15 protein-coding genes and 1 pseudogene are annotated in these 14125 nt (G+C 64.2%); 5 read left to right on the top strand and 11 right to left on the bottom strand.

What is annotated here, in order from left to right; all coding sequences use genetic code 11:
- The 6 genes and pseudogenes from QZ497_RS01580 to QZ497_RS01555 all read right to left on the bottom strand — a co-directional run.
- A pseudogene (locus QZ497_RS01580) lies at nucleotides 1–416 on the bottom strand (hypothetical protein); the annotation flags it as partial.
- Between the two features lie 58 nt (nucleotides 417–474).
- Nucleotides 475–855, bottom strand: a complete 381-nt coding sequence (locus QZ497_RS01575) for a RidA family protein (protein WP_295470484.1) — start codon at nucleotides 853–855, stop codon at nucleotides 475–477.
- A gap of 22 nt (nucleotides 856–877) precedes the next feature.
- Nucleotides 878–2983 (bottom strand): bifunctional GTP diphosphokinase/guanosine-3',5'-bis pyrophosphate 3'-pyrophosphohydrolase, encoded by a 2106-nt coding sequence (spoT, locus tag QZ497_RS01570; RefSeq protein WP_295470482.1) that lies wholly within the window; start codon nucleotides 2981–2983, stop codon nucleotides 878–880.
- Between the two features lie 60 nt (nucleotides 2984–3043).
- Nucleotides 3044–3307 carry a DNA-directed RNA polymerase subunit omega gene (gene rpoZ, locus QZ497_RS01565; protein ID WP_295470481.1) on the bottom strand — a complete coding sequence of 88 codons (264 nt, stop codon included), beginning with the start codon at nucleotides 3305–3307 and terminating at the stop codon, nucleotides 3044–3046.
- 125 nt (nucleotides 3308–3432) lie between these two features.
- Complete coding sequence (gene gmk / locus QZ497_RS01560) at nucleotides 3433–4053, bottom strand: guanylate kinase (RefSeq protein ID WP_295470479.1); 621 nt, start codon at nucleotides 4051–4053, stop codon at nucleotides 3433–3435.
- 12 nt (nucleotides 4054–4065) lie between these two features.
- Entirely contained in the window at nucleotides 4066–4929 is an 864-nt protein-coding gene (locus tag QZ497_RS01555; protein ID WP_295470477.1) for a YicC/YloC family endoribonuclease, read from the bottom strand.
- 249 nt (nucleotides 4930–5178) lie between these two features.
- On the opposite strand from QZ497_RS01555, the gene rph reads away from it, so the two are divergent.
- Together rph and QZ497_RS01545 are read left to right on the top strand one after the other, a co-directional pair.
- Nucleotides 5179–5901 (top strand): ribonuclease PH, encoded by a 723-nt coding sequence (gene rph, locus QZ497_RS01550; protein ID WP_295470476.1) that lies wholly within the window; start codon nucleotides 5179–5181, stop codon nucleotides 5899–5901.
- A 17-nt stretch (nucleotides 5902–5918) separates the two neighbouring features.
- Entirely contained in the window at nucleotides 5919–6287 is a 369-nt protein-coding gene (locus tag QZ497_RS01545; protein ID WP_295470474.1) for a DUF4870 domain-containing protein, read from the top strand.
- A 64-nt stretch (nucleotides 6288–6351) separates the two neighbouring features.
- Here QZ497_RS01545 and QZ497_RS01540 read toward each other — a convergent pair whose 3' ends face one another.
- Nucleotides 6352–7131: an exodeoxyribonuclease III gene (locus QZ497_RS01540; protein ID WP_295470472.1), complete on the bottom strand. Its 780-nt coding sequence runs from the start codon at nucleotides 7129–7131 to the stop codon at nucleotides 6352–6354.
- Nucleotides 7132–7212: 81 nt separating this feature from the next.
- Between QZ497_RS01540 and pyrE the strand changes: the two genes are divergently transcribed.
- Nucleotides 7213–7854 carry an orotate phosphoribosyltransferase gene (gene pyrE / locus QZ497_RS01535; RefSeq protein ID WP_295470471.1) on the top strand — a complete coding sequence of 214 codons (642 nt, stop codon included), beginning with the start codon at nucleotides 7213–7215 and terminating at the stop codon, nucleotides 7852–7854.
- Nucleotides 7855–7862: 8 nt separating this feature from the next.
- The gene (locus QZ497_RS01530) at nucleotides 7863–8465 is read left to right on the top strand and encodes a DUF4124 domain-containing protein (RefSeq protein ID WP_295470470.1); all 603 of its coding nucleotides are present in this window, start codon (nucleotides 7863–7865) and stop codon (nucleotides 8463–8465) included.
- A 68-nt stretch (nucleotides 8466–8533) separates the two neighbouring features.
- Here QZ497_RS01530 and argB read toward each other — a convergent pair whose 3' ends face one another.
- The 4 genes from argB to coaBC are packed head-to-tail and all read right to left on the bottom strand — an operon-like array spanning nucleotide 8534 to nucleotide 13782.
- Entirely contained in the window at nucleotides 8534–9439 is a 906-nt protein-coding gene (argB, locus tag QZ497_RS01525) for an acetylglutamate kinase (protein ID WP_295470468.1), read from the bottom strand.
- Between the two features lie 28 nt (nucleotides 9440–9467).
- A complete protein-coding gene (locus tag QZ497_RS21840) occupies nucleotides 9468–12056 on the bottom strand; it encodes a phosphomannomutase/phosphoglucomutase (protein WP_365354667.1) in 2589 nt (862 codons plus the stop codon).
- Nucleotides 12057–12111: 55 nt separating this feature from the next.
- Complete coding sequence (gene dut, locus QZ497_RS01515; protein ID WP_295470467.1) at nucleotides 12112–12567, bottom strand: dUTP diphosphatase; 456 nt, start codon at nucleotides 12565–12567, stop codon at nucleotides 12112–12114.
- 6 nt (nucleotides 12568–12573) lie between these two features.
- Nucleotides 12574–13782, bottom strand: a complete 1209-nt coding sequence (gene coaBC, locus QZ497_RS01510; protein WP_295470465.1) for a bifunctional phosphopantothenoylcysteine decarboxylase/phosphopantothenate--cysteine ligase CoaBC — start codon at nucleotides 13780–13782, stop codon at nucleotides 12574–12576.
- A gap of 123 nt (nucleotides 13783–13905) precedes the next feature.
- On the opposite strand from coaBC, the gene QZ497_RS01505 reads away from it, so the two are divergent.
- Nucleotides 13906–14125: UPF0758 domain-containing protein (locus tag QZ497_RS01505; RefSeq protein ID WP_365354664.1), on the top strand; the 220-nt coding region annotated here is incomplete at its 3' end.

The following is a 14125-nucleotide window of genomic DNA, read 5'->3' as shown; positions in this document are numbered from 1 at the left end:
TACAGCGCCTGCTCGAAGCTGCTGCCCAGTGGCGCATTGTTGCCACTGGGCGTCTTGGCACGCTCGAAGCGCTGTTTCGCGCCTCGCTGGTCGACTGTTTGCAGTTCGTCGCCGTCCAGCGACAGTTGCTCGGTGGCACCGCCTTCGAAAGTGGCCAGCCACTGCTTGTCATTGGCGCTGAGCTGACCATCCGAGGCCTCGAACCCGTTGCTGTAGCTGGCGCGCTGGGTAGCAACATCGAGCTTCCACTCGAAGACCGGGCCATGCTCATTCAGGGCCTGGCGAAGGTTGCCTTGCTTGACGGCCGCAGTGATGGCGTCCTGGTTGATCCAGGTGCCGTTGAAGTCTTCAGGTTTGTGGCTGGCGCAGCCGCCCAGGACCAGGGCTGCCAGCGTAAGAGGCAATGCTATGCGCATGTCGGGAACCTTCCAGGAGAGGGAAAGGCGGCGAGTGCAATGCCCGCCGCCTGGGGCATCACTCGATGACGAGGATGGCGTCCATCTCGACCTGCGCGCCTTTTGGCAGCGCGGCCACGCCGATGGCGGCGCGAGCGGGGTAGGGCTGCTCGAAGTAGCGACCCATCACCTCGTTGACCTTGGCGAAATGGCTCAGGTCGGTCAGGAAGATGTTCAGCTTGACGATGTCCTTGAACGAGCCGCCAGCGGCCTCGGCGACCGACTTGAGGTTCTCGAAGACCTGGGTGATCTGGGCTTCGATGCCTTCGACCAGTTCCATGGTCTTGGGATCCAGCGGAATCTGCCCGGACATATAGACGGTGTTGCCCGCCTTGATGGCCTGGGAATAGGTACCGATGGCCGCAGGGGCCTTGTCGCTGTTGATGACGGTCTTGGTCATGAGAACTCCTGTTGAGGGTGGGCTAGGCGCGCATGCGGGTGATGCGGGTCACACCGGGCAGGGCGCGCAGCTTCTTGATGACTCGGGCCAGGTGTACGCGATCGTGCACGCTGACCACCAGCTGGACCACGCTGATGCGACCATCGCGTTCATCCATGCTGATCTTCTCGATGTTGCCGTCGGCGGCGTTGACGCTGCTGGCCAGCAGGGCGATCAGGCCGCGCTGGTGTTCGAGCTCGACGCGCAACTCGACATTGAATTCGCCGGTAACGTCCTTGGCCCACGACAGTTGCAGGCACTTTTCCGGGTTGTGGCGGATTTCGCTGATGTTGCGGCAGTTTTCCAGGTGCACCACCATGCCTTTGCCCGCCGACAGATGACCGACGATGGGGTCGCCCGGGATCGGCGTGCAGCATTTGGCGTAGCTGAGCACCAGGCCTTCGGTGCCGCGAATCGCCAGTGGGCCTTCGGGGCTGGGCAGCTGTTCGCCTTCGCCCAGCAGGCGGCGAGCGACCACGTAGGCCATGCGGTTGCCCAGGCCGATGTCTTCGAGCAGGTCTTCCAGCACCTCGACGCGGTACTCGGCCAGGGCGGCCTGGACGCGCTCGGGGCTGATCTTGTCGAGGCTGGTCTCGAAGCCGTTGAGCACCTTGTTGAGCAGGCGCTCGCCGAGATTGATCGACTCGGAGCGGCGTTGCAGCTTCAGTGCATGGCGAATGTGCGTACGCGCCTTGCCGGTGACCACGAAGTTCAGCCAGGCCGGGTTCGGTCGCGCGCCGGGGGCGCTGACGATCTCGACCGTCGAGCCACTCTGCAACGGCTCGGAGAGCGGTGCCAGGCGACGGTTGATGCGGCAGGCGATGCAGCTGTTGCCGACGTCAGTGTGAACGGCATAGGCGAAGTCCACGGCCGTGGAGCCCTTGGGCAGTTCCATGATCCGGCCCTTGGGGGTGAACACGTAGACTTCGTCGGGAAACAGGTCGATCTTGACGCTTTCGATGAATTCCAGGGAGTTGCCGGCGCGCTGCTGCATTTCCAGTACGCCCTTGACCCACTGGCGAGCCCGCGCGTGCGAGCCCTTGGGTTGGTCGTCGTCACTGGACTTGTACAGCCAGTGGGCGGCGATGCCGTTGTTGGCCATCTCTTCCATCTCGCGGGTGCGGATCTGGATCTCGATGGGCACGCCATGCATGCCGAACAGCGTGGTGTGCAGCGACTGGTAGCCGTTGGCCTTGGGAATCGCGATGTAGTCCTTGAAGCGGCCCGGCAAGGGTTTGTACAGGTTGTGTACGGCGCCCAGTACGCGATAGCAGGTGTCAACCTTGTCGACCACGATACGGAACGCGTAGACGTCCATGATCTCGTTGAAGGCGCGACGCTTGCCGCGCATCTTCTTGTAGATGCCGTAGAGGTGCTTCTGGCGTCCGCTGACCTCGCCTTCGATGCCGTCGACCGCCAGGCAGTGGCTCAGCGATTCCTCGATCTTGTTGACCAGTTCCTTGCGGTTGCCGCGGGCCCGTTTGACCGCCTGGCCGATGCGCGTCGAGCGCATGGGGTACATGGCCTTGAAGCCGAGGTCTTCGAACTCGATGCGTACGCTGTGCATGCCCAGCCGGTTGGCGATGGGGGCGTAGATCTCCAGGGTTTCCTTGGCGATGCGCCGGCGTTTTTCACCGGAGAGGACTTCCAGAGTGCGCATGTTGTGCAGGCGGTCAGCCAGCTTGACCAGGATGACGCGGATGTCCCGGGCCATGGCCATGGCCATCTTCTGGAAGTTCTCGGCCTGCGCCTCGGCCTTGGTCTCGAAGTTCATCTGGGTCAGCTTGCTGACCCCGTCGACCAGTTCCGCGACGGTTTCGCCGAACTGCGAACTGAGCGCTTCCTTGGCGATGCCGGTGTCCTCGATGACGTCATGCAGCATCGCGGCCATCAGGCTCTGATGGTCCATGTGCATGTCGGCGAGGATGTTGGCGACCGCCAGGGGATGGGTGACGTAGGCTTCGCCGCTGCGGCGGCGCTGACCGTCGTGCGCCTGTTCGGCGTAGAAATAGGCGCGGCGGACCAGGTTCACCTGGTCCTTGCTGAGGTAGGCCGAAAGGCGATCGGCGAGGACGTCTATGCTCGGCAAGGCGTTACCCCCTGCCGATGGCCTGTGTCCTGCGCCGCACCACGTCGACCCGGCATAGGCTTATACGGCCTCGCTGGACTCGTCCTCGAAGGCAGCGAACAGCGGCTCGTCTTCGACGATCTCGGCTTCAGCGATGACAGCGTTGTCCACCAGGCCGGCGGCGATTTCACGCAGGGCGACGACGGTGGGCTTGTCGTTTTCCCAAGCAACCTTGGGCTCTTTGCCGCCTGTGGCGAGCTGACGCGAACGCTTGGTGGCGAGCATGACCAGCTCGAAGCGGTTATCGACGTTTTCCAGGCAGTCTTCAACAGTCACGCGGGCCATGGTATTCCTCGTAGCAAATGCGTATGCGCGGTGCCCGGACGGGCGAGCGGACTTGGTAGTGTACAAGTGCGGAGTGACAGGCTTCAAGCGGCACGCTCAAAGCCACATACCCCGACGTGTCGGATTCAGCCCAGCAACTGCGCCAGCAAGGCCTGGTGGCGGCGCTGCTGATGCGCCTGGGTCAGGCGGTTGGCGCGGAAAATCGCCTTCAGGTCGTCGAGTGCCACGTCGAAGTCGTCGTTGACCACGATGTAGTCGTACGCGCCGTAGTGGCTCATTTCGCTGACCGCCTCGCGCATCCGTCCTTCGATGATCTCGTCGCTGTCCTGGCCGCGGCCGTTGAGGCGTTGGCGCAGGGCTTCCTGGCTGGGTGGCAGGATGAAGATCGACAGGGCGTCGGGCATCAGGTTGCGCACCTGCTCGGCGCCCTGCCAGTCGATCTCCAGGATCAGGTCATAGCCGGCATCGAGCACTTCCTGGAGGCTGCTCTGCGAGGTGCCGTAGAGGTTGCCGAAAACCTCGGCCTGCTCCAGGAAATCCCCTTGTTCGATCATGCGCAGGAATTCGGCGCGCTCGACGAAGTGGTAGTTCACGCCGTTGACTTCGCCAGGGCGCATGGCCCGGGTGGTATGCGATACCGAGACGCGGATCTGCCGGTCGGCGTCGATCAGCGCCGTGACGAGGCTGGTCTTGCCCGCGCCGGACGGGGCGGAAACGATATACAGGGTGCCGGTACTCTGGGTCATGTTGTTCAAGCCTTACTCAATGTTCTGCACTTGTTCGCGCATTTGTTCGATCAGCACCTTGAGGTTGACCGCCGCCTGCGTGCTGCGCGGGTCGAAAGCCTTGGAGCCGAGCGTATTGGCCTCGCGGTTGAGTTCCTGCATCAGGAAGTCCAGGCGTCGCCCGGCCTGGCCGCCAGCCTTGAGCACGCGGCGCACCTCAGTGACGTGGGTGGTCAGGCGGTCGAGTTCCTCGGCGACGTCGCTCTTCTGCGCCAGCAGGACCATTTCCTGTTCCAGGCGCTGCGGGTCCAGCTCGGCCTTCATGTCGGCGAAGCGGTCGAGGATCTTCTGGCGTTGCGTGGCCAGCATCTGAGGCACCAGGGCACGCAACGTGTTCACTTCCTGGGTGATGGATTCCAGACGCTCTTCGAGCAGGGCGACCAGGCCGGCACCTTCTCGGGCGCGGCCTTTCTTCAGTTCCCCCAAGGCCTGGTTGAACAGGGCCAGAGCGGCGCTGTTCAGGGCCTGCGGGTCGGCGGCATCGGCCACCAGCACGCCCGGCCAGGCGAGGACTTCCAGCGGGTTCAAGGGGGCTGGCTGCTGGATCAGCGCCGCGACCTGCTCGGCGGCGGCCACCAGCTGTGCGGCGCGCTCGCGGTCAACCTGCAAGGGCTTGCCGGCATTCTCCTCGATGAAGCGCAGGGTGCACTCCACCTTGCCGCGCGACAGCCCCTGGCGCAGGGCTTCGCGCACGGCGCCTTCGAGATCGCGGAAGGCCTCGGGCAGGCGCAGGTGCGGTTCGAGGTAGCGATGGTTGACCGAGCGCAGTTCCCAGCTCAGGGTGCCCTGGGCGTCGGCCCGTTCGGTCCGGGCGAAGGCTGTCATGCTGTGCACCATGGGGTGTACCTCTTGAGTCGTGCCGGGCGCGGGGCAGGCCAGGCGCGCGGCGATCGTGGAAGCCGACAGGCTGCAAAGGCGCAGGATTGTAACGCAGAGCGAGGCTGGCCCCAATCTGCCGACGCAGGCAAGTGATGTCCGGTTGCCAGAGGGCGGGCAATGCGCACCGCTTGGACTTTAGGTGTCCCGCAGGGCGATGCAGCCCGTATAATGGCCGGCAGTTTTCCGTCCCTGTACAGGTATTGCCAGATGAAACGTCCAAGTGGCCGCGCTGCCGACCAGCTGCGCCCGATCCGTATCACCCGCAACTACACCAAACACGCCGAGGGCTCCGTGCTGGTCGAGTTCGGTGACACCAAGGTCATCTGCACCGTCAGCGTCGAGAACGGCGTGCCGCGCTTCCTCAAGGGGCAGGGGCAGGGCTGGCTGACCGCCGAGTACGGCATGCTGCCGCGTTCCACCGGCGAGCGTAACCAGCGTGAGGCCAGCCGCGGCAAGCAGGGTGGCCGCACCCTGGAAATCCAGCGCCTGATCGGCCGTTCGCTGCGCGCCGCGCTGGACATGACCAAGCTGGGCGACATCACCCTGTACGTCGACTGCGACGTGATTCAGGCCGACGGCGGCACCCGTACCGCGTCCATCACAGGTTCCATGGTCGCGCTGATCGACGCCCTGAAACTGATCAAGAAGCGTGGCGGCCTGAAGGCGGGCGATCCGCTCAAGCAGATGATCGGTGCCGTCTCCGTGGGCATCTACCAGGGCGAGCCGGTCCTGGACCTGGATTATCTGGAAGACTCCGCTGCCGAGACCGACCTGAACGTGGTCATGACCAGCGCCGGCGGCTTCATCGAGGTGCAGGGCACTGCCGAGGGGGCGCCGTTCCAGCCTGAAGAACTCAATGCGATGCTCGAGCTGGCGCGCAAGGGCATGGCGGAAATCTTCGAACTGCAGCGCGCTGCGCTGGCCGACTGACCGACAGGAGTCGCCCGATGACCGATTTTTCGACCTCGTTGAACAAGCCCGACCCGCAGTCGCGCCAGTGGGCCATGTTCTGTCATCTGGCGGCGTTCGCCGGGCTGTTCGTCCCGTTCGGCAACCTGATCGGGCCGCTGATTCTCTGGCAGTTGAAGAAGGAGTCCGACCCCTTCGTCGACGCTCAGGGCAAGGAGGCGCTGAACTTCCAGATCACCGTCAGCATCGCGGCGGTCATCAGCTTCATGCTGGTGTTCGTGGTCATCGGCATCCCGCTGCTGATGCTGATCGGCATTGGCGCGCTGGTGCTGATCATCATCGCGGCGGTCAAGGCCAGCGACGGTCTGGATTATCGCTATCCGTTCACCTGGAGGCCGCTGAAGTAGGGCGCCAGGCGGGCAGTAAAAAGCCGACGCAAGTCGGCTTTTTCGCGTCTGGAGGGCTGCCCGATCAGATGGTCAGGGTCCAGTCGTAGTCCACCAGCAGTGGCGCATGTTGCGAGAAGCGCGGCTGGCGCGGCAGGCGCGCGCTACGCACGAAGCGACGCAGGCCTGGGGTGAGGATCTGGTAGTCGAAGCGCCAGCCCAGGTTGAGCATCTCGGCCTGTTCGCTGTCTGGCCACCAGCTGTACTGGTCGCCTTCGCGGTTCACTTCACGCAGGGCATCCACATAACCCATGTTGCCGATGATCTCGTCCATCCAGGCGCGCTCCGGCGCCAGGAAGCCGGGCGACTGCTGGCTGTCGCGCCAGTTCTTGATGTCGAGCTTCTGCTGTGCCACGTACAGCGAACCGCAGTAGATGTACTCGCGGCGCTTGCGGCGCTGCTTGTCCAGGTAGCGGGCGAAGTCGTCCATGAGCTTGAACTTCTGGTTCAGGTCCTCGTCGCCGTTCATGCCCGAAGGCAGCAGCAGGGTGGCAATACTGACTTTGTCGAAGTCTGCCTGCAGGTAACGCCCGTAGCGGTCGACCGTCTCGAAACCGAGACCGCTGATGACCGCCTTTGGCTGCAGCCGCGAGTAAAGCGCCACGCCGCCCTGGGCTGGCACTTCGGCTTCGCACGCATACAGGAAGTAACCATCCAGCTGGTAGGCTGGATCATCCAGTTCGAAGGCGGAGGCGCGGGTGTCCTGAAGGCAGATGACGTCGGCATTCTGGGCTTGCAGCCAGCTGAGCAAACCACGCTCGACCGCAGCCTGAATGCCATTTACGTTCACACTGATGATCCGCATAAATGGCCCCAAAAATCACGTGCGTGTATGATACCCGAGGTCTAATCAATTAGCTAAATCCGTGCTTTCAGGGCTTTTTTCATGCAAGCGTACCAACGCGATTTCATTCGTTTTGCCATCGATCGCGGCGTGCTGCGCTTCGGTGAGTTCACTCTCAAGTCCGGACGTACCAGTCCCTACTTCTTCAATGCCGGCCTGTTCAACAGCGGTGCGGCACTCGCCCAGCTGGGTCGCTTCTACGCGTCGGCCATCGTCGACAGCGGCATTTCCTTCGACGTGCTGTTCGGTCCCGCCTACAAGGGCATTCCCCTGGCGGCGGCCACCGCCGTCTCGCTGGCCGAGCATCACGGCCTCGACCTGCCCTGGTGCTTCAACCGCAAGGAAGCCAAGGATCACGGCGAGGGCGGCAGCCTGGTCGGCGCCCCGCTGACCGGCAACGTAATGATCATCGACGACGTGATCACCGCCGGCACGGCCATCCGTGAAGTCATGCAGATCATCCAGGCCCAGAGCGCCAAGGCGGCCGGTGTGCTGATCGCCATGAACCGCCAGGAGCGTGGCAATGGCGAGCTGTCGGCGATCCAGGAAGTCGAACGCGACTTCGGTATCCCGGTGGTGAGCATCGTTTCGCTGAACCAGGTGCTGGAATACCTGGCCGACGACGCGCAGCTCAAGCAGCACCTGCCAGCGGTGGAAGCCTACCGGGCGCAGTACGGAGTCTGACCGTACCCATGGCCGATCTGACCCCGCTTGGCCGCTGGCTGGGCCTTTGCCTGATCCTGGCGCCGCTGTCGGCCTTGGCCGAAGAGCAGCCCGAGGGTCTGCTGTATCGCTATGTCGACAGCCGTGGGGTGACGGTGATGGATCGCCAGGGCGTGCCGCCCGAATACGTTGGCCAGGGCTACCAGGTGCTCAACGCCCAGGGGCGCGTGGTCAAGGTGGTGCCGCCGGCGCCGACCGCCGAAGAGATCCGCGAGGCTCAGCAGGCCGAGGCGCAGGCCAACGCCGATGCGCAGTTTCTGCAGCAGTATCGCAGCGTGGCGGACGTGGATCGTGCTCGAACCCGTCGCCTGGCCGAGCTGGATGCCCTGATCGGCGTGGCCCAGGGCAATCTCCAGGGGCTGTCGGCACAGCAGGTCAGCCTGCAGGGGCAGGCGGCCGATCAGGAGCGCGCCGGCCGGCCCGTGCCGCAATCGCTCATCGACCAGATGCACGATCTGCGTGAGCAGCAGCAGGCGCTGAACGAGCAGATCCAGCGCTACCAGGACGTGCGCCGGCAAACGGAGTTCGAATTTGCCGGCTATCGTGCGCGGGTGCAGCGGCTGGTCCCTTGAGGCGAGCGCTGGAGGCATGAAAAAGGCCCTGTCGGAAACCGGCAGGGCCTTTTTTCATTGCATTCGGATCAGTGACGCTTGCGGTTGGTGATCAGCGTACCGACGCCGCTGTCGGTGAAGATCTCCAGCAGTACGGCGTTGGGCACCCGGCCATCGATGATGTGCGAACTGTGCACGCCACCCTGGACCGCTTCCAGCGCGCAACGGATCTTCGGCAGCATGCCGCCGTAGATGGTGCCGTCGGCGATCAGGCTGTCGACCTGCTCGGTGGTCAGGCCGGTCAGCACTTCGCCCTGCTTGTCCATCAGGCCGGCGATGTTGGTCAGCAGCATCAGCTTCTCGGCCTTGAGGGCCTCGGCGACCTTGCCGGCGACCAGGTCGGCGTTGATGTTGTAGGACTCGCCATCCGGACCCACGCCGATAGGCGCGATCACCGGGATGAAGTCGCCCTTGACCAGCATGTTCAGCAGCTCGGTGTTGACGCCCACCACCTCGCCCACATGACCGATGTCGATGATCTCGGCCTTGGTCATTTCCGGAGTCTGGCGGGTGACGGTGAGCTTCTTCGCACGGATCAGCTCGGCGTCCTTGCCGGTCAGGCCGATGGCGCTGCCGCCATGGCGGTTGATCAGGTTGACGATGTCCTTGTTGACCTGGCCGCCGAGGACCATTTCCACCACATCCATGGTCTGCGAGTCGGTGACCCGCATGCCGTCGATGAAGTGGCTTTCGATGGACAGGCGCTTGAGCAGGTCGCCGATCTGCGGACCGCCACCGTGAACGACCACCGGGTTGATACCGACCGCTTTCATCAGCACGATGTCGCGAGCGAAGCCGGTTTTCAGCTCTTCGCTCTCCATGGCGTTGCCGCCGTACTTGATTACCAGGGTCTTGCCTACGAAACGACGGATGTAAGGCAGTGCTTCGGACAGTACCTTGGCGACGTTAGAGGCGGCATCACGATCGAGGGTCATTCAGGGCTCCAGTCAAAGATCAAAACAATCAGAACGGCAGTTCGAGGTCCGGCGCAACTTTCTTGAGCTCGGTGTGGAAAACGTTCTGGATGCGCTGCAGCTCAGCTTCGGTCTCGGCCTCGAAACGCAGGACCAGAACCGGCGTGGTATTCGACGCACGGACCAGGCCCCAGCCTTTCGGGTAGTCGACACGTACGCCATCGATGCTGGTCAGCTTGGCGTCGCCCCACTGAGCGTCCTTCTCCAGAGCCTCAATGATGCTGAACTTGGTGACGTCGGTCACCTTAATATTGATCTCTGGCGTGGAAACGTCGTCCGGGAAGGCGGCGAACAGGTCTTCGGCGCTTTCCGAGCGCTGGCTGAGGATTTCCAGCAGGCGCGCGGCGCTGTAGATACCGTCGTCGAAGCCGAACCAGCGCTCCTTGAAGAAGATATGGCCACTCATCTCGCCGGCCAGCAGGGCGCCGCTTTTCTTCATCTGCTTCTTGATCAGCGAGTGGCCGGTCTTCCACATCACCGGACGACCGCCGTGTTCGCTGATCAGCGGGGTCAGGCGGCGGGTGCACTTGACGTCGAAGATGATGTCCGCGCCTGGGTTGCGCTCCAGCACGTCGAGGGCGAAGAGCATCAGCAGGCGGTCGGGGTAGACCACGTTGCCCTGGTTGGTCACCACGCCCACGCGGTCGCCGTCACCGTCGAAGGCCAGGCCCAGGTCGGCGCCGGTTTCCTTGACCTTGGCGATCAGGTCCTGGAGGTTTTCCAGTTTGCCCGGATCCGGGTGGTGGTTAGGGAAGTTGCCGTCGACTTCGGCGTACAGGGAGATCACTTCGCAGCCCAGGGCTTCGATCAACTGCGGGGCGATCACGCCGGCCGCGCCGTTGCCGCAGTCCACTACCACCTTGAGCTTGCGCGCCAGGGCGATGTCGTTCTTGATCTGCTCGAAGTAGCGGTCGAGGATGTCGACCTTGGTGATGCTGCCTTTCTGCGAGGTCAGGTCGTTGGTGCGGATGCGCTCGTGCAGGGCCTGGATCTGCTCATTGGCCAGGGTGTCGCCGGCGATGATGATCTTGAAACCGTTGTAGTCTTTGGGGTTGTGGCTGCCGGTGAGCATCACACCGGTCTTGCCGGCCAGGACGTTGGCCGCGTAATAAAGCGCCGGGGTGGGCACCAGGCCGACGTCGCTGACGTGGCAGCCGGCATCGTGCAGGCCCTGGATCAGCTGCTGGGAAAGCTCGGGACCAGACAGGCGACCGTCGCGTCCGACGCTGACATTGGGCTCGTTCAGGGCCAGGCTCTGGGCGCCGATGGCCCGGCCGATCCAGTAGGCGGTCTCGGCATTGAGGGTATCGCCGACCACGCCACGGATGTCATAGGCGCGGAAGATGGACTCGGGAAGCTGGGGTGCCACGGATGCTGGACTGCTCATAAATGGGGTGTGCTCCGATCTCAGGAGATCCTGGTTGTCGTCGAGAATGTCGATATCGAGGATATCGGTGTTCTGGAACAGCGGATCGGTCCAATTGCCGTCGAATGAGGCCAGAGGAGGCGATACTGCAACGCTGCCTTCAGAGGTATCGGGTGTTGCGCCGGTTGTATCGTCGGGCGCCGCAACGGCCCTTGCCTGCGGCGCCTGAAGCGAAAAACGGGCCATGGCCCGGCCCAGGCCCTGGAGGGCTGGCAGGCTCAAACCGAAGGCTTTGACGGCTTTTCCGCTCGAGAGTTCTTGCAGCAGCTGATCCAGTTGCCGGGCGTCGTCGCCGATCTGCTGTTGCAGGCGGCGCTCATTGAGCCAAAGACCCAGCACGCCGCCGCCCAGCGCGACCAGCAACGCCAGGCCGAGCAGCAGCCAGGGCGGTGAGTCATGCGTGGCCGCTCCGGGGGTGAAGGTCAGCTGCCAGCCGCTCTGCCCGGTATCGAACGCCTGGGCCCTGGCGTCGCCGGACTGACCGCGCTGCAGGAAGACCTGCGCGGGACCATTGCCGAATTGCTGGCTCAGCACCACGCGCCCGGCGTCTTCTGGAAGCACGGGCATGGCGTTGAGCAGGCGCTGGATGTCGAAGGCCAGCAGCAGGGTGCCGACGGCAGGCTGTTGCGGCCCGGCGCGCAAGGCGGCGGCACTGTAGATGATCCAACGCTCGCCGACTCGGCGTGCCTCCGGTGTCGGGTTCTGGCCCTGGATCGCCTTGTTGAGCATGTCCAGGGTGGAATAGCTGATCGGCAGGCTGCCCTGGCTGTCGACGTCGGCCAGGCCCTTGGGGTCGATTCGAGCGCCGACCAGACCGTCCCAGTAGCGCAGCCGCTCCTGGGCCGCCCGTAGCGCCTGTGGGTCGTTACCTTGCAGGGCCTGGAGCAGGCTCGGGTCGCTGGCGGCGGCCTGGGTATCGGCGGCGATCTGGCGCAGCGCCAGATTCACCGCCATGGCCTGGCCGCTGCCCCAGGCCTGTACCTGCAGGTCCTGCTGTTGCGGCGTGGCAAGCATGCCGATGGCCACCAGCACCACGCCGGCGCATAGGCCCGCAGCGGTCGGTATCAAGCCGGGCAGCAAGGCCCGCAGGCCGGTCGCGGCGCTCGGCTGGTCGTTTGCCGCCAACCCGTTGGTGTGCTCAATTCCTTTCACCCGATTGCTCTCCGACTATTCGTCCTGAATCCGGGTTGGCCGGCCTGATTGGCTGTCAGTGACTGCCCGAGTGACCGAAGCCGCCTGCGCCACGCTGGGTCTGCTGGAACTCGTCGACCAGTTCGAAACGCGCCTGTACCACGGGCACCAGCACCAGCTGGGCGATGCGTTCACCCACGGCGATGGTGAACGGCGTCTGGCCGCGGTTCCAGCACGAAACCATCAGTTCGCCCTGGTAGTCGGAGTCGATCAGGCCGACCAGGTTGCCCAGCACGATGCCGTGCTTGTGGCCCAGGCCCGAGCGCGGCAGGATCAGCGCGGCCAGGCCGGGGTCTTCGACGTAGATCGACAGACCTGTGGGAATCAGCAGGGTCTGGCCGGGTTCCAGCACGGTGTCCTGCTGCAGCATGGCGCGCAGGTCGAGGCCGGCCGAGCCGCTGGTGGCATAGGCCGGCAGCGGGAATTCGTTGCCAATGCGAGGGTCGAGGATCTTGGCTTGTAGAGCGTGCATTCGTAGTTAAACCTGATTCATGCGTTCGGCGATAAAGGCGATCAGCTGGCGGGCGATCTTGCCCTTGCTGGTCTGGGCGAAGAGCGTTGCATGCAACGCCCGGTCGATCACGCTGCAGGCGTTCTCTTCACTGTTGAAGCCGATGCTGGGGTTGGCCACATCGTTGGCGACGATCAGGTCGAGGTTTTTATCCTTGAGCTTGCGCGTGGCGTAATCGAGCAAGTGTTCGGTCTCGGCGGCGAAGCCGACACTGAAAGGGCGGTCGGTGCGACCGGCCAGGGTGGCAAGAATATCGGGATTGCGCACCATCTGCAGCAGCATGCCATCGCCAGTCGTGGGATCTTTCTTCAGTTTTTGTGGCGCTATCACCTCTGGGCGGTAGTCCGCCACCGCCGCCGACGCGATGAACAGGTCGCATGGCATGGCCGCCTCACAGGCCGCCAGCATGTCCCGCGCGCTGACCACGTCGATACGGCTGACCCGGTCGGGGGTAGGCAGGTGCACAGGGCCGGTCACGAGGGTCACCCGAGCCCCGGCTTCGGCGGCCGCCTCGGCTAGGGCAAAGCCCATCTTCCCGGAGCTATGATTGGTGATGTAGCGCACCGGATCGATGTTCTCCTGGGTGGGGCCGGCGGTGATCAGCACGTGCTTGCCGGTCAATGCCTGGCGCTTGAAGCTCTCGGCGGCGCACCAGGCCAGGTCGGTGGCCTCGAGCATGCGGCCCAGGCCTACGTCGCCACAGGCCTGGCTGCCCGAGGCAGGGCCGAACACCTGGATGCCTCGGCTCCTGAGCACCTGGAGGTTGGCCTGGGTGGCAGCGTCACGCCACATGGCCTGGTTCATGGCGGGGGCGACGGCGACGGTGGCGTCGGTGGCCAGCACCAGGGTCGTCAAGAGGTCATCGGCCATGCCCTGGGCCAGGCGTGCCATGAGGTCGGCGGTGGCCGGAGCGATCAGCACCAGATCAGCCCATTTGGCCAGCTCGATATGGCCCATGGCCGCCTCTGCTGCCGGGTCGAGGAGGTCCAAGTGCACCGGATGGCCGGACAACGCCTGCAAGGTCAGCGGCGTGATGAATTCGGCGCCACCACGGGTCATGACGACACGCACTTGGGCGCCGTGCTCCAGAAGTCGGCGGATCAGTTCGGCGCTCTTGTAGGCGGCGATGCCACCACCGACGCCAAGAACGATGCGCTTGCGATACAGCCGCTGCATAGGGTTGCCTTTTTCCAGTGAAAGCGGGCGGCGACAGGAACTGCGTGCGGCAGAGCGTCGCATGTACGAGGGCAAATAGATTAACACAGGGCCGAAATGGGCCGCAGCAGGGGCAGGGCAGCGATGAACATCAGGGAATGGCCGGCTCAGGATCGGCCAAGGGAAAAGCTGCTGCAGCGCGGGGCGGCGGTGCTGTCTGACGCCGAGCTGCTGGCTGTGCTGCTGGGGTCAGGCGTTGCGGGGCACAACGTGCTCGACTTGGCGCGCGGCCTGTTGGTGCGTTTTGGCGGCTTACGGCCGTTTCTGGAGGCCGATCGGCGGGCCGTCTTGCGCGAGCCTGGCA

This window comes from uncultured Pseudomonas sp. (genome assembly GCF_913777995.1).
Taxonomy (GTDB): Bacteria; Pseudomonadota; Gammaproteobacteria; order Pseudomonadales; family Pseudomonadaceae; genus Aquipseudomonas.
Note: the sequence above shows the minus strand (reverse complement) of the source record. Positions and strands in the feature narration are given on the sequence as shown.